Origin of the sequence: Pseudoalteromonas sp. 0802 (genome assembly GCF_013350085.1) — a bacterium.
In the GTDB taxonomy this organism is placed as follows: Bacteria; Pseudomonadota; Gammaproteobacteria; order Enterobacterales; family Alteromonadaceae; genus Pseudoalteromonas.
On the sequence record NZ_JABVXE010000001.1, the window covers coordinates 929,080 to 953,723 of the forward strand.

At 40.9% G+C, this 24,644-nt stretch carries 28 protein-coding genes and 1 tRNA gene; 12 read left to right on the forward strand and 17 right to left on the reverse strand.

All coding sequences use genetic code 11. The features are described from left to right. Positions 1–7 precede the first annotated feature (7 nt). Together HUS61_RS04285 and HUS61_RS04290 are read right to left on the reverse strand one after the other, a co-directional pair. Positions 8–484 carry a hypothetical protein gene (locus tag HUS61_RS04285; RefSeq protein WP_175082079.1) on the reverse strand — a complete coding sequence of 159 codons (477 nt, stop codon included), beginning with the start codon at positions 482–484 and terminating at the stop codon, positions 8–10. Positions 485–513: 29 nt separating this feature from the next. Then, positions 514–984 (reverse strand): hypothetical protein, encoded by a 471-nt coding sequence (locus HUS61_RS04290; RefSeq protein WP_175082078.1) that lies wholly within the window; start codon positions 982–984, stop codon positions 514–516. A 402-nt stretch (positions 985–1,386) separates the two neighbouring features. On the opposite strand from HUS61_RS04290, the gene HUS61_RS04295 reads away from it, so the two are divergent. Together HUS61_RS04295 and HUS61_RS04300 are read left to right on the forward strand one after the other, a co-directional pair. Beyond that, complete coding sequence (locus HUS61_RS04295; RefSeq protein ID WP_258535969.1) at positions 1,387–2,229, forward strand: VOC family protein; 843 nt, start codon at positions 1,387–1,389, stop codon at positions 2,227–2,229. After that, positions 2,229–2,381 (forward strand): hypothetical protein, encoded by a 153-nt coding sequence (locus tag HUS61_RS04300; RefSeq protein ID WP_167350228.1) that lies wholly within the window; start codon positions 2,229–2,231, stop codon positions 2,379–2,381. The genes HUS61_RS04295 and HUS61_RS04300 overlap by 1 nt, the downstream gene beginning before the upstream one ends. Before the next feature lie 42 nt (positions 2,382–2,423). Here the strand turns inward: HUS61_RS04300 and HUS61_RS04305 are convergent, their stop codons facing one another. The 8 genes from HUS61_RS04305 to rlmE all read right to left on the reverse strand — a co-directional run bounded on the left by HUS61_RS04305 (position 2,424) and on the right by rlmE (position 9,834). Continuing rightward, the gene (locus tag HUS61_RS04305) at positions 2,424–3,368 is read right to left on the reverse strand and encodes a general glycosylation pathway protein (protein WP_175082077.1); all 945 of its coding nucleotides are present in this window, start codon (positions 3,366–3,368) and stop codon (positions 2,424–2,426) included. Between the two features lie 200 nt (positions 3,369–3,568). Then, a tRNA-Leu gene (locus HUS61_RS04310) sits at positions 3,569–3,653 on the reverse strand. Positions 3,654–3,729: 76 nt separating this feature from the next. Further along, positions 3,730–4,077: a preprotein translocase subunit SecG gene (secG, locus tag HUS61_RS04315; RefSeq protein WP_054551698.1), complete on the reverse strand. Its 348-nt coding sequence runs from the start codon at positions 4,075–4,077 to the stop codon at positions 3,730–3,732. 1 nt (position 4,078) lies between these two features. After that, complete coding sequence (gene tpiA, locus HUS61_RS04320; protein WP_055196993.1) at positions 4,079–4,828, reverse strand: triose-phosphate isomerase; 750 nt, start codon at positions 4,826–4,828, stop codon at positions 4,079–4,081. 69 nt (positions 4,829–4,897) lie between these two features. Next, entirely contained in the window at positions 4,898–6,253 is a 1,356-nt protein-coding gene (glmM, locus tag HUS61_RS04325) for a phosphoglucosamine mutase (protein ID WP_175082076.1), read from the reverse strand. Next, entirely contained in the window at positions 6,246–7,094 is an 849-nt protein-coding gene (folP, locus tag HUS61_RS04330) for a dihydropteroate synthase (protein ID WP_175082075.1), read from the reverse strand. Before folP ends, glmM begins: the two co-directional genes overlap by 8 nt. Before the next feature lie 106 nt (positions 7,095–7,200). Continuing rightward, complete coding sequence (ftsH, locus tag HUS61_RS04335) at positions 7,201–9,138, reverse strand: ATP-dependent zinc metalloprotease FtsH (RefSeq protein ID WP_258535968.1); 1,938 nt, start codon at positions 9,136–9,138, stop codon at positions 7,201–7,203. A gap of 66 nt (positions 9,139–9,204) precedes the next feature. Beyond that, positions 9,205–9,834 carry a 23S rRNA (uridine(2552)-2'-O)-methyltransferase RlmE gene (gene rlmE / locus HUS61_RS04340; protein WP_054551703.1) on the reverse strand — a complete coding sequence of 210 codons (630 nt, stop codon included), beginning with the start codon at positions 9,832–9,834 and terminating at the stop codon, positions 9,205–9,207. An 89-nt stretch (positions 9,835–9,923) separates the two neighbouring features. On the opposite strand from rlmE, the gene yhbY reads away from it, so the two are divergent. After that, positions 9,924–10,220, forward strand: coding sequence for a ribosome assembly RNA-binding protein YhbY (gene yhbY, locus HUS61_RS04345; RefSeq protein WP_175082263.1), 297 nt, complete (start codon positions 9,924–9,926; stop codon positions 10,218–10,220). 106 nt (positions 10,221–10,326) lie between these two features. Here the strand turns inward: yhbY and HUS61_RS04350 are convergent, their stop codons facing one another. Next, entirely contained in the window at positions 10,327–11,475 is a 1,149-nt protein-coding gene (locus HUS61_RS04350) for a serine hydrolase (RefSeq protein WP_175082073.1), read from the reverse strand. A gap of 116 nt (positions 11,476–11,591) precedes the next feature. Between HUS61_RS04350 and HUS61_RS04355 the strand changes: the two genes are divergently transcribed. The 6 genes from HUS61_RS04355 to HUS61_RS04380 all read left to right on the forward strand — a co-directional run bounded on the left by HUS61_RS04355 (position 11,592) and on the right by HUS61_RS04380 (position 17,344). Next, a complete protein-coding gene (locus HUS61_RS04355; protein ID WP_175082072.1) occupies positions 11,592–12,398 on the forward strand; it encodes a hypothetical protein in 807 nt (268 codons plus the stop codon). Positions 12,399–12,564: 166 nt separating this feature from the next. Further along, positions 12,565–13,404 carry a MipA/OmpV family protein gene (locus HUS61_RS04360; RefSeq protein ID WP_175082071.1) on the forward strand — a complete coding sequence of 280 codons (840 nt, stop codon included), beginning with the start codon at positions 12,565–12,567 and terminating at the stop codon, positions 13,402–13,404. Beyond that, positions 13,394–13,795: a DUF3019 domain-containing protein gene (locus HUS61_RS04365; protein WP_062564316.1), complete on the forward strand. Its 402-nt coding sequence runs from the start codon at positions 13,394–13,396 to the stop codon at positions 13,793–13,795. The genes HUS61_RS04360 and HUS61_RS04365 overlap by 11 nt, the downstream gene beginning before the upstream one ends. 13 nt (positions 13,796–13,808) lie before the next feature. Continuing rightward, a complete protein-coding gene (locus tag HUS61_RS04370; protein WP_175082070.1) occupies positions 13,809–14,516 on the forward strand; it encodes a response regulator transcription factor in 708 nt (235 codons plus the stop codon). A gap of 12 nt (positions 14,517–14,528) precedes the next feature. Further along, positions 14,529–15,818: an ATP-binding protein gene (locus HUS61_RS04375; RefSeq protein WP_175082069.1), complete on the forward strand. Its 1,290-nt coding sequence runs from the start codon at positions 14,529–14,531 to the stop codon at positions 15,816–15,818. A gap of 173 nt (positions 15,819–15,991) precedes the next feature. Beyond that, complete coding sequence (locus HUS61_RS04380; protein WP_063529127.1) at positions 15,992–17,344, forward strand: sodium-dependent transporter; 1,353 nt, start codon at positions 15,992–15,994, stop codon at positions 17,342–17,344. Between the two features lie 31 nt (positions 17,345–17,375). Here HUS61_RS04380 and HUS61_RS04385 read toward each other — a convergent pair whose 3' ends face one another. Then, entirely contained in the window at positions 17,376–17,813 is a 438-nt protein-coding gene (locus HUS61_RS04385) for a GNAT family N-acetyltransferase (RefSeq protein WP_175082068.1), read from the reverse strand. Positions 17,814–17,880: 67 nt separating this feature from the next. Then, a complete protein-coding gene (locus HUS61_RS04390; protein WP_054561870.1) occupies positions 17,881–18,624 on the reverse strand; it encodes a sporulation protein in 744 nt (247 codons plus the stop codon). Positions 18,625–18,845: 221 nt separating this feature from the next. Here HUS61_RS04390 and HUS61_RS04395 point away from each other — a divergent pair, with 221 nt between their 5' ends. The 3 genes from HUS61_RS04395 to HUS61_RS04405 all read left to right on the forward strand — a co-directional run bounded on the left by HUS61_RS04395 (position 18,846) and on the right by HUS61_RS04405 (position 21,337). Further along, a complete protein-coding gene (locus tag HUS61_RS04395) occupies positions 18,846–20,417 on the forward strand; it encodes a cation:proton antiporter family protein (RefSeq protein ID WP_175082067.1) in 1,572 nt (523 codons plus the stop codon). 285 nt (positions 20,418–20,702) lie between these two features. Next, entirely contained in the window at positions 20,703–20,984 is a 282-nt protein-coding gene (locus HUS61_RS04400; RefSeq protein ID WP_058585448.1) for a hypothetical protein, read from the forward strand. Between the two features lie 137 nt (positions 20,985–21,121). After that, positions 21,122–21,337, forward strand: a complete 216-nt coding sequence (locus HUS61_RS04405; RefSeq protein ID WP_062564309.1) for a DUF3820 family protein — start codon at positions 21,122–21,124, stop codon at positions 21,335–21,337. A gap of 112 nt (positions 21,338–21,449) precedes the next feature. On the opposite strand, the gene HUS61_RS04410 is transcribed toward HUS61_RS04405, so the two are convergent. The 4 genes from HUS61_RS04410 to HUS61_RS04425 are packed head-to-tail and all read right to left on the reverse strand — an operon-like array spanning position 21,450 to position 24,632. Continuing rightward, positions 21,450–22,697, reverse strand: coding sequence for an ATP-binding protein (locus HUS61_RS04410; protein WP_175082066.1), 1,248 nt, complete (start codon positions 22,695–22,697; stop codon positions 21,450–21,452). 6 nt (positions 22,698–22,703) lie between these two features. Further along, positions 22,704–23,396: a response regulator gene (locus HUS61_RS04415; RefSeq protein WP_054562019.1), complete on the reverse strand. Its 693-nt coding sequence runs from the start codon at positions 23,394–23,396 to the stop codon at positions 22,704–22,706. Between the two features lie 14 nt (positions 23,397–23,410). After that, a complete protein-coding gene (locus HUS61_RS04420) occupies positions 23,411–23,797 on the reverse strand; it encodes a DUF3019 domain-containing protein (protein ID WP_054561875.1) in 387 nt (128 codons plus the stop codon). 1 nt (position 23,798) lies between these two features. Then, positions 23,799–24,632: a MipA/OmpV family protein gene (locus tag HUS61_RS04425; protein WP_175082065.1), complete on the reverse strand. Its 834-nt coding sequence runs from the start codon at positions 24,630–24,632 to the stop codon at positions 23,799–23,801. Between the last annotated feature and the right edge of the window lie 12 nt (positions 24,633–24,644).

Genomic DNA, 24,644 nt, shown 5'->3' on the forward strand with positions numbered 1-24,644 from the left:
AAATAACTTAGTTAGCTGTAACAGTTAGCATTAAAGTGTCTGAGTACGTTCCAGAAAATATTGGGTCTTCTGTAATAGTCAGTACAATCGTGCCAGGAATACCCCCTACTGCCAAAGCAGCAGAACCAGGTTGACTTTGTTCAGCGCTTTCATCGTTATCACCATCATCAGCAATAAGCGTAAAAGCAAATGGCGCTGCAGTTAACGCGGCGGTATAACCGACACCATCATCCTCGTCATCAGCGTTTTGTAAGTGCCCTTCAGACGTTGTTAATTTCAGTGTGGCACCATCTGAGTCATTGCATTGCAATTCAAAATCCAGTGTCGTCGTTTGATCTTTAGCAATACTTGGAAAGTAAGTCGATGTATCTAAATTACTTACCTCACAAACCGAAGCGACAGAACCGCTGATATTAATGTTTTCAGCAAGTGCAGCGCCTGACGAGAGCATTGCAATTGCAGATAGTGCGATTAGCTTTTTCATTCCACTATTCCTTATAAAATTATTAGCGACTACCAAACACCACCAGAGGCAATGGTTGGGGTCATTTCTATGCGCAAGATATCCTTGTATTCACCCGCATATATAAGTGGTTCGGCAAGCTGAAACTGAACATCCATCACCCGCTTAAACAAAATATCACTCACTGAGAATACTTGTTTGTTGTGAAGTTGCTCCGCCATATATGACTTTTTTAGCGCTGTATTCACAATTGACAAGCTCATTCTGTAGTTGTTAATCACATTGCTTTGCTGATGACGTAATCCACCATTTTGAGAGTGTATAGACACCTTCATAGGTGTATTGCAGTTGATTACCAATACCGTGTTAACTAAGCCACTCTCTGAAAACTGCAGTTCCGTCGATTGTGCTTCAAACCCACACTTTGCACTAACCTCTCCAGTTAGCGTCAAACTCACATCATCAAATGCAAAACAGGGATTAACCACACAAACTACTAGTAAGATCGGTAATAGCTTCATCGTTTAGCCACTTCACTTCCATATGAATTATCTCGTTAACAGTTTTAGATTATGTGAATTAGGATTTTAAAATTGTTGAATTTTGCTTAGATGCGTTTAAGCCGTTGACTTCGCAGTTTGATTAAGTGAATGAAAATTAAACGCCGAGATACTCCCACTAAAGCGAAAATAATTAACTCATTGCTTTTAATATCAAAAATAACTTGGATTTAATGATGTGCAGATTTACTTGATGGTTTTTCGCTAATTAATTCAAAAGTAGTTGTTAAACCTAATTAAACACTATTGAACTAAAACTGGTTCAATAATGGTTTTAGATCATTAAACAAACTCTTTTTGATTGAATAACAAACAAATAATGGTCTATGCTTTTATTTGACCCCATTTTGCAAGGAGCAAACTTTGAAATTACTCACCCTCTTACGTGCTGCAATTTTAATGGCAGTCACAGCGGTCTCGTTGACTGGTTGCCAGCTTACCTCAAGTGAATTACCTGCAATCAGTGATTCAGGAACAAAAAACTCAGGTCACGTTGTGTGGCATGATTTGATCACACCCAATTTGGAACAATCTCAAGCATTTTATAGCAGCGTGTTTGGTTGGCAATTCGAAGCCATTAACGACAGCTATACGCTGGCATCATTAGATGGAAAATTAATTGCTGGTATGGCAGAGCTTGATAATAAACAAAATGCCAGCCATTGGCTGAGCCTTATCAGTAGTAAAGACATCGCTGCCGTTAGTGAAAAAACTATCAAAGCCGGAGGTAAAGTCTTAGTAAGCAGTACCGAAATTAAAGGCCGTGGCACTATTGCTGTATTAGAAGACCCCCAAGGGGCTGTTTTTTCACTGATCAATACCGTAAATGGTGACCCTGAAACTCAGCAAACTGATAACGGCTGGATTTGGCAAGAAGTATGGAGTGATAACCCAGAGCAGAGCAAAGCCTTTTACCAATCACTTGGTAATTATTCAGCACAAAGTAAACCGCTTAGTAATGGCAATTACAGCTACTTAGCCCTAAATGGCACACCTGCGATTGGCTTTGTAAAAAAACCAGATGCCGAGATAGGTAACACATGGGTGAATTACATTAAAGTAGCCGATGTTGACGCGACCCTATTAAAAGTAACCGCCGCAGGCGGCATAGTTCTAATGGCACCAAATGACAAAGTACGAAGTGGCAGCGTCGCCATTATTCGTGATCCAGCGGGTGCTGGTATTGTAATTCAGGAGCAAATGTAATGAATAAAAAAATGATTCGCTTAGCAGCTCTTGCGGCTGCAATGTTAGCTTTAAATGCCTGCACCCCATATGCAAGCCTAGATATTAATGCGCCATTTAAAGTAGGTCCTGTGTACGTTAACCCAAGTATTGGCATTGGCGGTACACTTTAATCAATTTCAGGGCGCTGCGTTTTAAACAAAGCGTCCTATTCATTAGTGTTTTACTTTTAAGCGTTGCACCTGAGTCAATACATCTTCAGCCTTGGCGCCTAGGTAAACGTAAATTGCCAGAGCAATCAACAGACCTACCACAGCAAACATCATCAATACAGCAGGTATAACGTACTCAGTTTGCCCGAGCGCTGCTTTAAACATGGTTAGTAAGGCTTCTATCGATACTGCGATCAAAATTGTTGAGATAAAGCGTGTGATCGTTCGTCTTGTTGAGCTGTGGCGAAAAATATCCTTATGCATGAGGATTTCTTCTTCTAGAATTGTTTTGCCTAAATCAAAAATGGCCAACGCTAAAGTAACAAAGATAATAATGGTAAATGGTTTAAGCGGGTCTGACTGAGTGTCTTCGCTTATGACTAAGTCCACCATACCGGCAAACACTTTATATAACAGGTAAAATACCAAACAGAATAAGCAAACTACAATCAGGCCATAACCTACCTTAAAGTAAGGTGTCATTCTGGCTCGCTTGGTGTCTCCCATAATAAATTCAATCAGCTCTGTTAAACACACATCGATAACCAAAAACTGCTGTTCATCGTTGCCTGAAGGGATTGTTTTGATCACTGAGATACAAAGGTGTTTAGTCGCTGTCGAAATATATGGCGAAGTAAAGTGCGGAACAGGCGCAGCAGAGGCGACTAAAAAATAAGGTCGAGCGCTTAAATCTTGCCCAGCTCCAACATTACCTAGTTTCTTGTTGTACTGACGCTTAAAACAAACATTATCACCTTGCTGAATGCCTTGCTCATTCAAACAATATTGTAATTCTAGAAATGGGTATTGATTGACAAGCTGTTGATACGCTTGCTTGTTAGTCAACGATGCCTGAACACTGGCAAGTATAGAAAGAAGCAGTTCATGAATAAGCTGTTGTTGCTCTTCATAACGTTCTATAGCACTTAAATAACTCATTCTGGCCATCTTGCTTCCTCAAAGTAGTAGAGATACTAACTCTAGTTAAGCAAGGAAGACTCCAATTTTTATTTCAATTAATAATCAATTAGTTAATTTCGGGCAGGGGAATGGCATTAGAATAAAAGCACTATAAAGGTGCGCATTTTGTTTTATGAAGCACTAAAACGAAAAAAGCTGTAACTCAGTGAGTTACAGCTTTTTAATTTTGGTGCGGATGGGGGGACTTGAACCCCCACGGCCGAAGCCACCACCCCCTCAAGATGGCGTGTCTACCAATTCCACCACATCCGCATACAATTCTGTATGTTGTTAAGCTTAACGTTTACTTGAGGAGTGAAAACTGCTTAACGATAATTAGCAAAGCTAATTAGTTAGGTACGTCAGACGTTTTATCTTCTGTCGCAGGCACATCAGATTGTGCTGGCGTTACAGTTTCAACAGCTGGCGCAGCTTCTAGGTTTTCCCACTCATCAGTCTTTTTGATTTGACCTGCAGTAAGGTTACCTAGAACAATACTTAGTACGAAGAAAATCGTCGCTAAGATTGTTGTTGTTTTAGTCATGAAGTTACCAGCACCTGATGAGCCAAATACGGTACCAGAAGCGCCAGCACCAAATGATGAACCCATATCTGCGCCTTTACCTTGTTGGATTAAAACCATACCAACTAATGCTAAAGCAACAATTAAATAAACTACTAATAAAATTTCGTACATCTTATACGGTCCCTTTTGCACTTTCACAGATAGCAGTAAATGAATCTGCTTTAAGACTCGCGCCACCAATAAGGCCGCCGTCTATATCTGGTTGTGCAAATAATAATTCGCTATTTTTTTCATTCACGCTACCACCATATAAGATGGTTAATTGCTGTGCTACGTCGCTATCTGAAGAAGCAATCTTCTCGCGGATAAACTTGTGCACGGCTTGCGCTTGCTCAGGAGAGGCAGTCTTACCTGTGCCAATGGCCCAAACGGGCTCGTATGCTACCACAGAATTCTTCAGTGCTGCTACACCTAATTTGCTAATTACAGCATCAATTTGAGCTGCAACCACTAATTCAGTTTCGTTTGCTTCACGTTGCTGCTCGCTTTCACCCACACATAGGATAGGAGTTAAGCCAACTTGCTGCGCTCGCGCAAACTTATCTGCAACAACTTCATCTGACTCACCGTAAATGCTACGACGTTCAGAGTGACCAACCAAGGTGTAAGTTGCCCCTAAGTCTTTTACTAACTGAGCATCTACTTCACCAGTAAAAGCACCAGCTTGGTTTTCAGAGACTGTTTGCGAACCAAACGTGACGTTTTGTTGCTGCAAAGAACTCAACAATGGGAATGGTGGAAACACCACTATATCCAGTTCATCCGATTGAACATTTTTGATAGCAGTTGATAACTGTTCAACAAGCTCTAGAGAGCCGTTCATTTTCCAATTACCTGCGACCATCGGCTTACGTGTTGCCATTATTCCACTCCACATTAGAAAGCGGGCAAGATACTAACTCGACTTGCCCAAAGTTACAAGAGGTTATTGTTATGCCTGGGTTTGTTTGCTCACAGTTTCGACAACTTCAGCTATTTTACGTGCACTATTAAGCACAACTTTTTCCTGCTCAGCTTCAACCATTACTCGCACAACAGGCTCAGTTCCTGATTTACGAAGTAATACTCGGCCTGTATCACCTAATTGCTCTTCAACATGAGCTACCATGTCAACTACAGCTTGATCTTGCGTCGGATCGGTACCTTGTGGGTAACGAACATTGATCATTTTCATTGGGTATTTTGTAAAACCAGCCCCTAAGTCTTGCAATGTTTTATTCTGCGCAACCATTGCTGCTAATACTTGCAAGCTTGAGATAATGCCATCACCCGTGCTGATTAAATCAAGGTTTAATACGTGACCTGAACTTTCACCGCCGATTTTCCAGCCATTTTCTTGCAGTAATTCCATCACGTAACGATCGCCTACTTTACTGCGAGCGAAACCAATACCGCGCGCTTTTAAGGCATTTTCTAGACCCATGTTTGACATCACAGTGCCAACGACACCACCACCTAAAATATCGTCATTTGCAGCTTGGCAAGCAATAATATAGACAATGTCATCACCATCAAATACACGACCATTGTGGTCAACCATCATTACTCGGTCACCATCACCATCGTAGGCAATACCAACATCAGCATTATGCTCTAATACTTTGCGTTTAAGCGTTTCAACATGGGTTGCACCACACTCTAGGTTGATATTTACCCCGTTTGGCTCGCAGGCGTGACAGATAACCTCAGCACCTAACTCACGCATTACTGACGGTGCAATATGGTATGTAGCACCATTTGCGCAATCGAGTACAATTTTTAGACCTTCTAGCGATAAGCCTTGTGGGAATTGGCTTTTACAAAACTCAATGTAGCGCCCATCAGCAGTTTCTAAACGACGCGCTTTACCAAGCTTATCAGAAGCAACGCAGGTCATTGGCTCATCCATCATAGCTTCGATTTCAAGCTCAACTTCATCAGGTAGCTTTAAGCCCCTGCTTGAAAAGAATTTAATACCGTTATCATGGTAAGGATTATGAGATGCACTAATTACAATACCCGCTTCAGCACGGAAAGTTTGCGTAAGATATGCAACTGCTGGTGTTGGCATTGGCCCTAACAAAACAACATCAATACCAGCAGCAATCAAACCTGCCTCAAGTGATGTTTCAAGCATATAGCCAGAAATGCGAGTATCTTTACCAATAATGACCTTTTTAGTGCCAATTTTTGATAAAACACGACCTGCAGCCCAACCAAGCTTTAGCGCAAATTCTGGAGTGATTGGGTACTCACCAACCATGCCTCGTACACCGTCCGTGCCAAAATATTTTCTTGTTTTACTCATTTGTAATTCCTTTAGTACATGCTTGCCAAACGTTAAGCACATCAACTGTTTCTTGTACGTCATGAACGCGAATGATTTTAGCACCATTTTGTGCTGCAATCAGCGCGCCGGCAAGGCTTCCCGCTAAGCGTTCATGTGTGTCTCTATTTAATAAATTACCGATCATTGATTTACGAGATAACCCCGCAAGAACCGGTAACTTGAATTGGTTAAATACATCAAACTTATTTAAAATTTCGTAATTATGAGCCAGTGTTTTACCAAAGCCAAAACCTGGGTCTAAAATAATACGTTGTTGCTGAATGCCCGCTTGCTCACACGCGGCTAAACGCTCTGCAAAAAATTCGTTAATGTCAGCAAATAAATCGTCATAATGTGGGTTACTTTGCATAGTGCGGGGCTGACCTTGCATATGCATTAAGCAAATTGCCACCTCTGGGTATTGTGCCAATACCTCTACCGCCTCAGGCTCCTGTAACGCTCTAACATCATTGATTATGTCAGCCCCTGCAATTATAGCTTGGCGCATTACTTCACTCTTGCTGGTATCAATGGAAATAATACAATCACTGCTTGCTCTAAGCGCTTTAACTAAAGGAATAACGCGTTCAAGTTCATCTTCAAGAGATACATCAGGTGCCCCTGGGCGAGTTGACTCACCACCTATATCAATTATTTTTGCACCTTGATTTAATAACGTATGAGCTTGTTTGACAGCGCTGTCTAGTTGGCAGTAACTTCCGCCATCAGAAAATGAATCAGGAGTGACATTTAGAATCCCCATCACCACTGGGGAGTCGAGGTGTAAAATACGACCTCGGGGTAATTTAAGAGCGGTCATTTTTACCTTCAAACTTCCATGCATTTGCTCAACAACGATAGTGAGCCAATTTTATGCTACAAAAAAGCCCCGGCATCCGGGGCTTTTGCTTATTATATTTTAACGACTATTCAGGTTTGTCATCAAGGCTTGTTTCATCCTTTTTTACTGAATCATCCGCTTTTGTCTCATTAACAATAGGCTCAGCCTTCGTACTAGGCTTTTTATCATCTGAGCGACGGTCATGAACATCACGCGGCTCACGTACAGGCTGACGAGCCATTAAGTCATCAATTTGACCCGCATCAATCGTCTCGTACTTCATTAGTGCATCTTTCATCGCATGTAAGATATCAATGTTATCTTTTAGGATTTGCTCTGCACGTTGATAGTTACGATCTGAGAATAAACGAACTTCTGTGTCGATCACTTTCGCTGTTTCATCAGACATGCTCATAGAGCGACTACCGCCGCCACCCATGTACATTTCGTTTTGATCTTCAGCGTAAAGTAATGGACCTAGTTTTTCACTAAGACCCCATTGAGTAACCATTTTACGAGCAATATCTGTTGCACGTTCAATATCGTTACTTGCACCAGTTGTCACTTTATCTTCACCGTAGATCAGCGCTTCAGCAATACGACCACCGTAAAGACTAGAGATCATTGACTCTAAAAGCTCTTTTGAGTGGCTCACACGGTCTTGCTCAGGCAAGTACATAGTAACACCTAACGCACGTCCACGAGGAATGATAGACACTTTATAAACTGGATCATGTTCAGGTACCATGCGACCAACAATCGCGTGACCCGCTTCATGGTAAGCAGTCATTTCTTTTTCCTGCTCACTCATCACCATGGTCTTGCGCTCTGCACCCATCATGATTTTATCTTTTGCAGCGTCAAACTCTGCCATGCTTACTACGCGTTTGTTACCACGAGCTGCATATAACGCGGCTTCGTTAACTAAGTTTGCAAGGTCAGCACCAGAGAAACCTGGCGTACCACGTGCAATAACTGCGGCTTCTACGTTGTCGCCTAGTGGCACTTTACGCATGTGAACTTTAAGGATTTGCTCACGGCCACGAATATCAGGAAGACCAACAACAACTTGGCGGTCAAAGCGACCAGGACGTAATAACGCAGGGTCTAATACATCTGGGCGGTTGGTTGCAGCGATAACGATAATACCTTCGTTACCTTCAAAGCCGTCCATTTCAACAAGCATTTGGTTTAGTGTTTGCTCACGCTCATCGTGACCACCACCCATGCCAGCGCCACGTTTACGGCCTACTGCATCGATTTCATCTATAAAGATGATACAAGGTGCTGCTTTTTTCGCTTGCTCAAACATGTCACGTACACGTGATGCACCAACACCTACAAACATTTCAACGAAATCAGAACCTGAAATTGTGAAAAACGGCACTTTAGCTTCACCAGCTACTGCTTTAGCAAGTAACGTTTTACCCGTACCTGGAGGACCAACCATCAACACGCCTTTCGGGATGCTACCACCTAGCTTTTGGAATTTTGATGGGTCACGTAAGAAGTCAACCAGCTCAGTTACATCTTCTTTCGCTTCGTCACAACCAGCGACATCAGCAAACGTCGTTTTAACTTGGTCTTCACTCATCAGGCGCGCTTTACTCTTACCGAAAGACATCGCGCCTTTACCGCCACCACCTTGCATTTGACGCATGAAGAAAATCCATACACCAATAAGCAGTAACATCGGGAACCAAGAGATTAAAATGCTGGCGAGGAATGACTGCTCTTCAGGCTTAACACCTTTTACATTAACGTTGCTTTTTAAAAGATCATTCAAGATGTCTTTATCATACATTGGCATGATAGTTTGAAAGCGTTCACCGTTAGTCTTGGTGCCTGTGATAGTACCAGATGTGCTTTCAATTGAGACCTCTTGGATAGCGCCACTACGAGCGTCGCTTACAAATTGAGTGTAACTTGTTTGGCGATCTGCCTGATCACCACCATTAAAGCTCTGAAACACTGACATTAGCACAACAGCAATGACCAGCCAGAGTATTAGATTTTTCGCCATATCGCTCAAGGAGTTAACCTCTTGTATCCAATTAATTTAAATTCAACTTAACGCAGCACAACTGTACTACAGTTTGTAGCCTGTCGCCACTATATAAACTTCCCGAGAACGGGCGCGTGATGCATCGGGCTTTCTAATTTTAACCGCTTTAAAGCTATTACGTACTTCCTGCAAGTATTGATCAAATCCTTCGCCTTGGAAGACTTTGACACAAAATGCACCATTTTTCTTTAAAACTTGGTGACACATATCTAATGCCAACTCAACTAAGTACATACTACCAGCTTGGTCAACAGATGTATTGCCGCTCATATTAGGTGCCATATCAGAAAAAACTACATCAACATTTTTTCCATCAATACGGGTCAATAGTGCATCAAGTACCGCTTCTTCACGAAAGTCGCCTTGTAAGAAGTCAACACCTGCTAAGGAATCCATAGGTAAGATATCACAAGCAATTACTTGACCTTTATCACCTACTTTTTCTGCTAAATATTGCGACCAACTACCTGGCGCAGCACCTAAATCAACCACCGTCATTGATGGTTTGATTAATTTATCTTTGTTTTGAATTTCGTCTAATTTGAATACCGCACGAGAACGCCAACCTTTCTTTTGCGCTTCGTGAACATAAGGATCGTCGAAATGTTCTTTCAGCCAACGCTTAGAACTGGCTGAATGTTTTTTATTTGCCATAAAATTAATACGTAACTAATTAGTAATATTCTCTAGATGGCGTTAGAATACCCTTAATTCAAGCCATATTCAGCAAAATTTGTAACATGATGAAATTATCGAACAAACAAAAGCAGTTTTTAAAAGGCCAAGCGCACAGTTTAAAACCTGTTGTATTACTTGGTGCAAACGGATTAACCGAAGGCGTTTTAGTTGAAATCCAAAGCGCTCTAGAAATTCATGAACTAATCAAAGTTAAAGTTCCTACAGATGAACGTGAAACTAAAACATTGATTTTTGATGCAATTGTTCGCGAGACAGGCGCAACGAAACTACAAACAATTGGCCATACAATTGTATTGTATCGCCAAAGCGAAGAGAAAAAGATTCAATTACCACGCGGTTAATCCTGCCTTGTGAAATTTCGAATCAGAAAAAGCCAGCAAATATGCTGGCTTTTTTGTAGGCAAAAATAATTTTGCATTAATTTGTAACTAAACTTTTTTAACTAGGCTATTTTTGCTCTCGCGTGTATTTAAGGACCCGATTAATAAACTCGGTAGTTAATTCATTAATTAACCCTGTTTCAGCATTTAGAACTAAGCTAAACCCTATGTTTAAATGCGGGAATACTACGATATCGCTGCGATAACCTTGTACCCAACCACTGTGGTAATAAAGTACTTCATCATCATAATTGTAAACACGCCAACCTAGTCCATAGTAAGCATCTTTAACATGACTTCGCCAAACTCGGCGACGAGTTTCTTTTTTGGTGTGTGTATAAGGACGGGTTTGTTTGATCAATGCTTCGAGTGGTAATACGTCAGGGTATTGCCCTAGCTGCGCATTTAACCAAATAGCCATGTCATTTGCGCTGGCGTTCACACCTGCAGCCGCAGGCACTTTATAGTAATTCTTCTTTAATCGTGATGTATACCAACGTTTTCGGCCGCGTACATGAGGGTGTGCATAGTTATTGTCTTTAACCATCCCCTCAAAACCAACACTGGCATCCACCATTTTTAAAGGCGCAAAGATATATTCTGAAATCCAATGTGTGTAATCCATCTGTGTTGATTGATAAATCACTGAGTCAATCAAACTAAACATCACATTTTGATAGCCGTAGCACTCGCTTGGTTTGCAGATAGGCTCAACCGTCAATAGCCGCTCGACAATATCTGGGTAACTCATACGCGACTCAATTAGGTTATCGTATGCATTAGGTACTAGGCCACTAGAATGACTAAGGATATGATAAATTTTTAAGTCATCTTTGTAAGCAGTATTAGAAAAAGCAGGAATAAACTTACTTATTGGGTCATCAATATTAAACTCCCCTTGCGCTGCAAGTTTAGCGGTTAATGAGCCTGCAAAGGTTTTAGAGACTGATGCCAATCGAAAGCGGGTATGTTTATCGACTTTGCGGCCTTTTTCTATTTTTGTTCGACCAATACCATTAATAAAATCATCATGACCAATATTTACAATCGCCAATGAACCACCCGGGATCCCTTTACTTTTTAATTTTCGGGTGAGGTGTTTATTATAATCAGCAACGAATGTTTGCCATTGCTTATCACTCGAAGCAGCTTCACCGCTAACTAAAAGCAGTGTTAAAGAAAAAAGAAAAGGAATTAAAGATAAGCTGTACTTCATTATTTATTTTTTTTATGCCTGTTTTGGAAGTTTCTCATAACATAATATCATGAACTTTTGTCTCGACTAACGTACAATACGTTCAATCTTAAATTTTTATGGGTAGACTATTTTTCATGCGCTTACTTGTAGTTTTGTTTTTTACTTTAATTTCAGCTGGTTGCGCCCTAAAACCTGAACCAGCTCCATTACTTTCGATGCCGAAGAAACCAAGCTTACAAAGCCAGCGTTTTCAAGTTGAGTACCAAACAGAGCATGCAGCTCCTAAAGTGAAGTCAGTACAGTTGCCTGCACATGCAGTGAGTAAAAACCAAACTGTGGTGATAGTTGCCGACAAAACCAGTGTGACTGATACCCTGTATGGTCAGCTTACTGAAGCACTTGCAGCCAAACAATTAAATGTAGTTAAAGAGGCTACTCAAGCAGATTATACCCTATCTATTCACCAGCTTGATCTTGAGCTTATAGAAGACACAGAATATCAATTGGTAACACCAGAAAAGCCTCTGCCTTTATTTGATGAAGTAGCAAAACAGTTTCCAGTTCAGCAATGTGCAACGATCTTAGGTCAAGTAAGCATGCGCTTAACTCATAGAAAAACCGGTGATGTTGTGTGGTTTGCAAAGTCATCAATTGACAGCGCAAGCTTTCACCGTGAGCCTCTGATCTACAGCTTTGAACAACAGCAGCTAATAAAGAATGAACTTGAAGTAGCGACTTTTGTACATGAACAAAACTCTGAAGAGGCACGTATGGCACGAGTTAACCAAGAAGTAACGATTCCTGCTTATCAAACGATTACGCGAATGAACGAATTTAAAAAGGAACAAGGACCGTGTAACCGTACAGAAATTAGTGCACTTACACCTATGATGCAGTACTACCTGAGCAGCATTTTAATCGATAAAATAAAAGTTCAGTAACTAACTTTTGCTGTTTGTCTGCCCATAGGCAAACAGCTTCCCTCCTTGAATTTGCAACACTTTCTTACACTTCCAATTTCTGTTACTACATTTTTTTACAGATTACAGGAACTCCTTAACAATATACTATAAGCTATTACCCTTTCTCACAGACAAGGAAGCAACATTGCGAGCTTACAGTGCCCTATTATTGATATGTTTAACCTTGCTTAGTAGCACAAGCCAAGCAAGTAACCGCTATTATGCAGACAATACTTTAGAGCCAAGTCAAGGCTTTGCATGGGACTGGGGCATTGGGTTAGGTTACTACATTGAAGACTCTTACCTTATTGGCATGGATTCATATAATGATGGCATAGAGCCAGACGTACACCTCGCAGTTTCTTACGACAGCTTTTACCTCGATTATGACCAAAGCCAACTTAGTGGCGGTTTAACATTAGGTTACAGCGTTATCGATAAATTTGAATGGGGCTTAGATATTGTCGGCACCAACATTCAATCTGGCTTTGATGAAACAGGCTTAAATATTTATGGTAACGAAGTAATTAAAGAGCTTGAAGGGATCAGAACACGCGACTACGACTTTGATGTAGGTCTTCGCCTATCACGTCGCTTTGAAAACTCGCAAATTTCATTTGAATACCTGCATGATATTTCAGGTGCACATAATGGCTGGGTAATGAATTCGTTTTTTAGCCAGATCATTCCTTGGCGAAATTGGGAGTTTCGCTCTGGTGTTGGCTTAAGTGCCTACTCAGCAGACTTTACAAATTACTACTTTGGCATTTCAGAAGCTGAAGCGCTAGAAACTCGCCCTGTATATAACCCAGATACCTCTTACAGCCTTATTTTTGAATTTCATGCAGAATACCCAATTAACAGACATTGGGTGTTTTTAACTGGTTGGTTATCGACTTGGTTTTCAAACGATATTCACCAAAGCCCTATAATTTCTCAAGAGTATCAGCATAAAGCCAAGGTAGGCGTGCGTTATGTTTTCTAAGTATTATTTGTGCTTTACCTTATTACTGTCAGGGCCATTACTCGCTGAGCAGCAATCTGTAGGTAAGAAAGATATTGAAAATGCGTTAGTTGCACTGCCCGACACTTGCGTAGCGCTGCGTGAAGGCAGAAATTGCTACGCAGAAGTTGATTTAACATGGCATCAAGAGCAAGTTGGTAACTACTGCTTACGTAATGCACAAAGCAAGCACATTATTCAGTGCTGGTTGATGCAACAAAAGGGCTTATTTAGATACCAATTTGATTCAGCAGAAACCATAGGTTTTGAACTTATAAGCAGTGATAACGGTAAGGTTGTTGCAAGCACTGAAATACAATTACAGTGGGTCTATCAAAATCGTCAAAAGAAACGTCGTTGGCGACTGTTCTAAGCAGGAGTAAATAATGGAACATTACGGAACTATCTTATTAGTAGAAGATGATATTTCTCTCGCCAATTGGGTTGCGGAATATTTAATTGAACAAGGCTACCAAACAACCATATGCCAACGTGGCGACCAAGTCGTTGAGCAGGTACGTAAAACAAACCCTGACTTAGTTTTGTTAGATATTATGCTTCCGGGTCAAGACGGTATTAGTGTGTGCCGTGATTTAAGACAGTTTTATCACGCCCCGATTATTATGCTCACCGCACGTGATGATGAAATGGATGAAGTGATTGGCCTTGAAGTTGGTGCCAGTGATTACATGATGAAACCCGTTCGCCCTCGCGCTTTATTAGCACGTATAAAAGCAGCACTTCGCTCTAAATCAGATACACACGAATCAAGCACAAGCTCTGAGCTTATTAATGTGGGTAAGTTATCAATCAATACTGAGTCACGTACCGTTTACTTTAATAATGATGAGGTTCATATCTCAAGCGCTGAGTACCTACTACTGCATTATTTAGCAAGTAATGCAGGTCAAGTGGTTTCACGTGATGCAGTGTTTAAGGCAACGAAAGGGCGCGAATATGATGGCTTAGACAGAAGTGTGGATGTGCTGATTTCATCATTACGTAAAAAATTTAATGATGACCCTCAGCACCCTGAAAAAATTAAAACTATCTGGGGCAAAGGCTATTTACTTGTTGCCACCGCTTGGCAATAACGACTCGCGCCTGTGAAAAAGTTTTATATCTCACTCCTTGGCAGTGCCCTGCTTTCAATCATCGTGTTGGGTTGGCTAATTGATGCTTTTAGCCAACAAACCCAAGCACCTCAGGATGTGTTTTCTAGCGAAACACAAATGATTAAAGGCTTTGCAAAGCAACTCGCTAAGTATGATGCTAAAGATCGTGAGCAAGCTATTGCGGATATTAACCAAAACTTTGCTGTGCAACTAGAGTATCGCCCTACACAGTCGCTTGCGCTACCTCATTCATTGTTAACACTAATGACCCAACCTAGTGGCCTTATCCTCGAAGATCAGCAAGGCTACTATTTACTTTACAGTGAAGCAGCTTTGGGCACACACCACTTAAAAATGCGTTTAGATAAAGACTTAACACACGAGCAAGGCAACGATGTATTACTCACCTTGTTGTTCTACGCTGGGTTATGCGTATTTATGGGCTTTATCATTGCGCCACTGGCCAAGCGTTTAACGGTATTAAACGAAGCGGCACAACGCTTTGCTAAAGGTGATTTAAAAAGCCGTATTCACTTATCTCACTTTACTTATATCAAAGATGTTGAGCTGACATTCAACCGTATGGCGAGTCAAATTGAAAAACTTCTTGATGAAAATAAGTTAATGGCATCAAGTTTATCTCACGATATTCGCACACCTATCGCCTGCTTAAGGTTTGGCCTTGAAGCAGCGCAAGACTGCCCTAATGACGAAAAGCGCCTTGAGTATCTTGCTCGAATGGAAAACGACTTAGACCAAATGGAGTCTATGCTAAAAAGTTACTTGGCATTTGCAACCCTTGAGCAAAAGGCAAATCAGTTGACCTTTAATCATTCTGATCTAGAAACCTATATTCTTACTTTAATACATCAAATTGAGCCCAAGCTTGAACAACAAGGCTTGCGCATTAATCACCTCGTTGAAGGCGGTGATATTTGTGCGGATTTACACTGGTTAGCTCGGGCCATTGTTAATTTATTAAGTAATGCTTGCGACTTTGCTAAATCAGAAATTTTACTCAGTGCTACGAGTACCAGTGAATCCGTTACCATAAAAATTGAAGATGACGGTCCGGGTGTCAGCGAACAAAACTGGCAAAAAGTATTTAGTCCATTTTTCCAAGAACAAACACATCGTAACCGGGATGGAGAAAGCTACGGGCTTGGCCTTGCTATCGTTGCGAAAGTTGTTGATTGGCATCATGGCACGGTCGAAGTATCAAAAAGTAAGCAGCTAGGTGGCGCGTGTTTTACTCTTTCAATTCAAAATAAAAGCCAATAAACATGTTTCATTTGTGTTAATTGTTTCGTATTGTAATGCGCAATTGCACGAATTCTACGCTGACAGCTCGCACATAACGAAGAACAACGAAAATGCGGATGATTAACCCTTTTTATTTAGTGTTAATTCGAGTAGATTGTCAGCGCCGTCACAAATAGAGAAGTAACAATAATATGAGCGCATCACGTGGGGAGTTCAGCTCCCGCTTTGGATTTATTATGGCTGCAGCAGGCTCTGCTGTTGGCTTAGGAAATATTTGGGGTTTCCCAACACAAACTGCAAGTAATGGCGGTGCCGCGTTTTTAGTGGCTTATTTAGTGTTAGCATTTTGTCTTGCTTATCCTGCTTTAATGGCTGAGTTAGTAATTGGTCGTCATGGTCAAGCTAATGCCGTCACTTCACTTCGAAAAGTAACTAATCAAGCATGGCAAAAGAAGTTCGCCTTCATGGTGGGTTTTGGCGGTATTATTTGTGCGGGTCTAATTTTAAGCTTCTATGCGATTGTGGCTGGCTGGATGCTGAGTGCGACCCTTGAACCTGTTGCACAATTAGCCGGTCAAGAGCAAGCTGGTACTTGGCTTAGTGAGCAGTCACTATCAAGAAACCTCCTATTCACTGCCGCATTTATTATTTTAACCGTCTCTATTATCTCTAAGGGCGTAGAAAACGGCATAGAAAAATGGTCTAAGCGCTTAATGCCTGCCCTGTTAGGGATTTTGTTTATGCTTATCATCTATGTAATGACGCAAGATGGCGCAATGGAAGGCCTAAAGGCGTATTTAGTGCCAGACTTTTCATCGATTTTAAACCCTGAGTTATTAGTGAATGCACTAGGACAAGCATTTTTCTCATTGTCGCTTGGTACCAGCGTAATGATCATCTACGGCTCATACATTAGCAAAAAAGAAAACTTAGTATCGTTAGGCGCTTATGTGACTTTAATCGATGTGTTCATTGCCTTTGTAGCGGGTTTACTCATTATTCCAGCTATGTATGTTGCTCAAGCTCAAGGCGTACAAATTTTCTCTGCTGAAGGCGCACTACTTTCAGAAGATACCTTAGTATTCCAAGTGCTGCCGGCACTATTCACTAGCATGGGTAATGTGGGTATTTTTGTTGGCTTTGCATTTTTTGCGTTAATGAGTATTGCAGCGTTAACCTCATCGATTTCGATGCTAGAAGCACCTGTTTCCTATGCTGTTGAACGCTTTGCGTTAAAGCGTGTGCAAGCTACATGGATCATTGGCGGTATTATTGCGCTCATTAGTTTTACAATTGTCTTTAACCTAGGCACCTTGTTTGGCTTTGTGATCACCTTAACCACTAAGATTGGTCAACCGATTCTAGGCTTAATGTGTTGTATTTTTGTTGGTTGGATTTGGCATCGCGCGTCACTGCTAAAAGAAATTCAACAAGGATGCCCTGAAGCTGCCAATAGCTTCTTCTGGAAAGTATGGCCATGGTATATCAAGTTTATTTGCCCACTAGCCATTTCGCTCGTATTTGCTAACTCTCTGTTAAGCTAACAAATGTTTATGTTTGAAGTGGCCATTTAGGCTACTTCAAACACATATCTTGATGTGGAATGCCATCTTCTAGGTAATCATCGCCCACATTTTCAAAACCAAATTGCTGATAAAACCCTGTTAAATAACACTGAGCACCAATCATAATCGCTTTGTCAGGCCAATGCTCTTTACATGTGTCTATCGCAGTTTGCACCAACTTACTCGCCAAACCTTCACCACGGAATTGCTCTGCTACCAGCACACGACCAAATGCGCTAAATTGCTCATTCTTTTTATAGCATCGTGCATAGGCTGCCACTTGTTGATCTTTAAACAAGAACACGTGCTGGGTCAGTTCATTGTTATCCACTTCGTCAATTTCTGGGTAAGGGCAAGTTTGTTCTACCACAAATACATCAACCCGCGCCCGTAAAATGGCAAATAATTCATCTTTACTGAGTTCACTATAACTTTTAACAGAAAACATAACTCTCCTTTTTGAAGACAAAAAACCCAGCCGTAGCTGGGTTTTAACTAACTTAACAGCAGTTAGCCTAAGCAAATAATCGTTCTAGCTGATCACACAGCTGCGACAGATTTACATGATCATGCTCAATGGTTAAATCGACATAACCATCCCCTCTAAAGGCACGATCAAGTTCAATGAGTACATGAGTTTTGTGAGCTTCAGGAACAAACGACAACTCTATCTCTTGTAGACCAAATAGGCTTCGGCTGTTTGGTCGATACTCTAGCTCTTGATAGCATCCCGAATGTGATTGAAATGTAGGTGCTCTTAAGAAGCCTTTTTCAACATCCGCTTTTACTAAGCTAAAGCCAAGTCTATCCATCGCTTCCATCAACGTGCTTACAGCATCGTTAGGATAAATATGAAGTGCATCACGATCAGTTGGATCAAGTGCTAAATCAATATCCAAGCCTGTTTCAAGCCACACATGTGATTGATTATAACCAGCATTAATTTCAGTGATCGGTGTTTCTGAATGCAGTCGCGCTTCAAATGGAATATGTTTTTCAGCACCTGCTGCAATCGTGCCGATATCTGTAATTCGCCACTTTTCAATTACATGGTTTGTAAAGTACTCACCATCTTCACCTTCGACTTTAACACGTGTCATCAGTGCTAAGTCTAAACCCGATATGTCTTGATCAACATCGCCGCCTTTAATAACAATAACGGCATTAAATTTTTGACCCGGTTGTAAATGCTCTGTCTCAAGTACAGTGTCAACTTTTGCTGCACCAATACCTACTGATGCAAGGATTTTCTTAAACATCTTTTCTCCTTAAGCCAGCTTCTAACCTATGGCTTAAATTCCTTTGTTAATGCATCTTAACCACAATTAAAAGCTAATGTCAGCGAAAAAATGATGCTTTTGGCGGATTAATCGATAAATCATGTATAAGTGCTTATTTTTTGAACTCTTACTGTCTGATATTGTTTTCCAACTACAAATATTTCGCTACACTTCTAACAAATGAAGTCAAAAGAAAAACTATGGAACTAATCTACTTTGCTACCGCGTTCGTTTGTGGCTTTGCTGTTTATCAGTTAAAGCTGCCACCTCTTATCGGCTTTTTATTAGCGGGTTTTGCACTCAACATATATGGATATAAGACAACCGAGCTGCTGAATACGTTGGCAAGCTTGGGTGTTACTTTGTTATTGTTTAGCATTGGCCTTAAGCTCAAAGTATCAAACTTAATAAAACCACAAGTTTGGGCGCCCGCCTCAATGCATATTGTTTTAAGCAGTACGCTATTTAGTGGTTTTATGTTGTTGCTAGGAGCCCTTGCACTGCCTTTATTTAACGAGCTTACTTGGCAAAGTGCATTGTTAGTCGGCTTTGCTTTTAGCTTCTCAAGCACCGTTTTTGCTGTAAAAGTGCTTGAAGAACGCGGTGAAATGGCAAGTCTCCATGGTAAAATCGCCATTGGTATTTTGGTTATGCAAGATATCTTTGCCGTTGTCTTCTTAGCCATCAGCACAGGTAAAGCACCTAACATTTGGGCTTTGGCATTATTAGTGGGTTTACCTATTTTACGCCCTGTGATGTTTTGGGTATTAAACCGCTCAAAGCATGGTGAGTTATTACCCCTGTTTGGTTTTTTCTTTGCGCTAATTATTGGCTATCAGGCCTTCGAATTTGCAGGTCTTAAAGGTGATTTAGGTGCGTTGATTATCGGTATGATGTTCGCATCGCATAAAAAAGCCGGTGAATTATCAAAGTCACTCCTTAATTTAAAAGACGTGTTGCTGGTTGGTTTTTTCTTAAATATTGGTTTGAATGCAGAGCTGACCAGCCATGCCGTGATTGTTGCACTCATCATTATTTTAGTTTTGCCTGTAAAAGTTGCACTTTATTATGTGCTAACAAACGCCTTCAAATTACGTGCTCGTACTTCACTATTAAGCGCGTTTAGCTTAGCTAATTACAGTGAATTTGGTTTAATTGTCTGCGCCGTTGCAGCCACCAGCAATATGATCACATCTGAATGGCTAGCCGTCATGGCTATCGCTGTGTCAATCACCTTTATACTCGCATCACCATTAAATAAACGCTCGAATGAAGTGTATGTAAAAATAGAACATTGGCTACTAAAATTTGAAAGCGACAGCCGTCTTGCAGAAGAGCTGCCAGTTAATCTAAATGACACTAAAATCGTAATCTTTGGTATGGGTCGAATTGGTACAGGTGCCTATGAAACAATCAGTCAAACTCACCCTAACCTTGTTGCTGGAATCGATATTAAGCCAGATGTTGTTGATAAGCATATTAAACGAGGCCGCCGGGTGCTACTTGCTGATGCCACTGACCCTGACTTTTGGCAACGGGTAAACCACTCACATGTAGGTATGGTGATGCTTGCAATGCCAAAACACATGCAAAATATTTTTGCCTTAGAGCAACTGCGTGCTTCTGGTTATGAAGGTCAAGTTACAGCCATTGCAAACTACCCAGATCAGCAAAAAGAACTAGAAGATATGGGGGTTGATTCCACATATAACTTCTATTTAGAAGCTGGTAGCGGCTTCGCAGAGCATGTAAAACAAAAACTTTTCTCTTAATGTAAAAAATAATTCTCGGTACCTTTTCATGGTACTGAGAATTATTTTCACTGTATTCAGTTAGTTGGCTAACTAGTTTTCACGACAAGCCAAATCAGTCCCTCTATTGGGTCAAGCTTATTTACAAAGCTTTACATCCAGATTAGCAATCAGGCTAAAAAAAAGAGTAGAATTAATTTCAAGGTGCTTAGCTAAGTATCTATTTTTAACACAAAAAAGTTTAACAGTGTTGTGTAGTGCCGCTGTTTTTAATTCAGCACTGTTAGGTGGATTGAGGTTGTTTAAATGAAAGATAAGTTTACCAACGAATTTTTAGCAAACACGGATGACGCACGTGCTGGGAAACTTTCAGATATTCAGCAGCAACTTGATGAGTTACAAAATAATGGCATGACTGCAATGGATATCAGAACAGTGCTATTCAACAAGATGCTCGATGTATATCAAGTACCAAGTGATCATTTTCTTCGTGACGGTGAGACACCAGAACGAATCGACGACCCAGCTATTGTCGTTAAGCTAAATAAACTTGGCTTCACGAAAAAGCGTCGTCACCAGCTACACTAATACGCCGTAATTAATTAGTGGTTGTTATTCTGAGGGCCTACATCCCTCACTAAATAGGCTGTTTCTTGCCCGTCACAGCCTATTTTCTCTCCTCTTTTTACCGTATCATCTAGCTTTAAAATTTCTTTGAGATAAAGATGGATACAGCTCAACTCAAACGCGCCATAAATACTAAGATGCCATTTGGAAAGTACGCTGGCCGCCCTTTATTGTTGCTGCCAGAGCCTTATTTAGTGTGGTTTAAACAGCAAGGATTTCCTGATTCCCAGTTGGGTGCACAGCTAGCAATGATGTATGAAGTGAAGCTCAATGGCCTTGAAAAAATGCTAATGCCATTATTAGATGAAAAATAATTAAACTTTTTTCGAACTTTTATAATTAATTGCGGTCTATTACTTTGCTACTTGTTTATTTTTGGTTTTAATCTTTAAAAAGCGCCCTAGGCGCTTTTTTTATGCCTGCAATTTAAAGCGAGTTACTTTTAAACAAATGAATAGTAAATTTAGCTCCACCTAATGGTGAGTCACACACCTCAGACTGCCCTTGATGCCAACTAACAATTTTAGCGACAATGGCAAGCCCTAACCCAAAGCCGCCAGTTTTCTTGTCACGACTTTTATCTAAACGAGTAAATGGCTTAAAAATACTTTGCCACTCAGATTTAGCGATCCCTGGGCCGTCGTCTTCAACACTTATTTGTATTGAATCCCCTAATTCTTCAACACTTACATGAATTTTATGGTTTGCGTATTTTTGTGCATTGCCCAATAGGTTTTGAATACAACGCGCCATAAAATGCTCGTCACACTCGTAGTAAAGCTGCTTGGGTGCAGTCAATGCTACCTCTATATCTGTAGCAAACTCGAGTTTATTCACCACACTATTGATAAGCGCTGTTAGGTCACAGGAACGGGGCTTTAAGCTTGGTTGGTGTGAATCAAGTCGTGCGTATTCAAGCATTTCTGACACCAGTGCTTCAAGCTCTGTAATATCAGCCTGCATGTTATCAATGTAAGTGTAGGATTTTTCATTCTCGATTTGCTCTTCGAGCATGGCAACAGCAAACTTTAAACGCGCAAGGGGCGTTCTAAACTCATGAGAAACGGAAGAAGTTAGTTCTTGCTGCGCAGCCAGTAGATACTGAATACGCTCTTGCATCGCGTTTAGGGTATCAGTAATCGGCAGAAAAAATGATTTTGAGGCATCGTGAAGCTCAAAGTCTTGCGATCCTCCTACAGCTTCACAGGCGAGCGTCAATTTATTAAAGTCACGCCAAAGCAATAGACTCCAAAGTCCAATTGGCAAGCCAATCACGGTCAATAATAAAAAGTAAGGCCAAACAGAGCTAAAGTTTGGATTTTCAACTGAAAGTGGGCCTACATGTAAAAGCTGAGTGTCATTAAGGGCTATGTACCAAACCACTTTTTGTTCTTGATTGAACAAATACAGGTAATGGTCATTTTTGAGCTGTGTTTTTAGATCTTCAGGAAGTGCTAGATCGGTGAGGTTAATTATCTCGCTTTCGAATTCTTGCTGGAGTGTCGCTAAACCATTTTCAGATTGGCTTAATAACCACAGAGATTTACCAAATTCTTGGTCAAGGGCTATTTGTTGTTGGGTTTCTTCGTAGGGCCATAACTGCTCTATGACCCCACTAACTAGAAACAGAGAAACTATTATATAAAGATATAAGCTAGCAAATAGTTTCCCCATTAAAAATTACATATCCCATGCGTCAGATACAAAAAGGTAACCCTGTCCCCAAACTGTTTTAATTCGGTATGGTTTATCACTGTTATCACCTAATTTCTTACGGATACGCGATACACGTACGTCAACGGTTCGGTCTAAACCATCATATTGACGACCAATCATGTGTTGATGAACATGCTCACGACTTAACACTTCACCAGCATTTGACGCTAGCAACCAAAGCAACTCAAATTCATGAGAAGTCAGTGTAATTTCACTGCCTTTAAGTGTAACAATGCGGCTAGTTTTATCAATGGTTAAATCGCCAAAGCTAAGCTCTTCTGGCGCTTTGTTTGTAGCTTGACCGCGACGTAACAATGCATTGATACGTGCTAACAATACACGAGGTTCTGCAGGCTTAATTACATAATCATCTGCGCCAAGTTCAAGGCCAATCACTTGGTCAAAGTCCTCACCTTTAGCTGTCAGCATTAAAATAGGTAAGCTAAATTTATCACGTACCTGACGGCAAACGCTAAAGCCATCTTTACCCGGTAACATGACATCTAAAATCATTAAATCAACTGGGTTGTTTTCAAGGTATTCAAATACTTCGTCGCCGCGTTCAAGGACCGCAACATCCAACCCATTATGTTGAAGGTAATCACGTGTTAACTGCTGTAAGCCGAGATCATCTTCAACAAGTAAAATCTTTGCCATTGGTTGCTCCTGAATTAAAAAAAGCTCCACGGTGAGCGTAATCTACGCCTCGTTGTTTTTGCTTCGGTGCTTTGCACTTCGACTTTTGCGGTCGCAATTTTGCTCCCCGTGTGCGGATTGACTAAGGAGTATATTGTTTCAACCTGAACCCGCGCTTTATGGCTGTAAAGCCCTTTTTTGCTGTCGTTCCAGCATTGAATTTGTTGGTTATTTTGAAACAAACACAGATCTTGAGGCAGCTGTGTTTGCCAGCTGATTTTTAACTCAAGATCACAAAATTCGTGCTGTTGTAATACAACACACACTTTTGGTGTGATATCAAACTGAGTCGCTTGCGCATGGCTTGGGGTAACCCAAATAACAGCAACAAACACACACAGACTAAAAACAAAATACTTCATATTAAAAAATATGATTGAATCCTATAAATGCAGTCATCGAGTACGTGTGTTCAAAAAGCGGACTGTCATCCACGGCTGAGTAGTCATAATATGCTAAATGAAAACGAAGAGAGTTAGCCTCACTCAGGGGCCAACGGGCGTCGATTTTAGCATAAGGTTGCCAACTACTGCCAACATCTATTTCCCCATATGAGGACTCTTTAGCCGATAAACCATAAAAATAATCATTTAGTCTGGCTGATTTGTACCAAACCCCTAAGCTAGGTGCGACAGATAGGTTTCCTATTCGGTGATGTGATTGCCATTGTAAAGCACTACGAAGGCCTTTATAAACGCTCGAAACATCGGCTAGTGCCTGTAAAGAAATCACATGATTATTATGAATATAGTGATAGCTTAAGCCAGCATCTAATGCCCATCGTCTTTTTTTAATATCGTTCGTAGATACTGACTTTTCTGCCAGTTCATTACTAGTAGTCGATTCAACAATAAAGCTATTCGATGTTTGCAGTGCGAAAACATTGCTAGGGTGAAAATCTATAAAGAAGCGAGTCTCAGGGTTGAACTCGGTTACGAAATTAACAACATGAGTATCGCTTTCTTGGAATGAATAACCTAAACGGCCATTATCAAAGAACCATTTTTCACCATAAAAAGCGATTTCAGGCAGCACAATTAATGGTAAGTTATCACCACCATGAAGTGGGTTCGTGATCACCCCAGCTCCCGTATTAATACTTAGGTGCCACTGCTGGGTATCGATCTGTTGATTTGCCACACGGCTTTCACGTTCAGTGCGCGTTGAGTCATCGGCGCTTGCTTGACTTACTAGCATGCCTATCAAGAC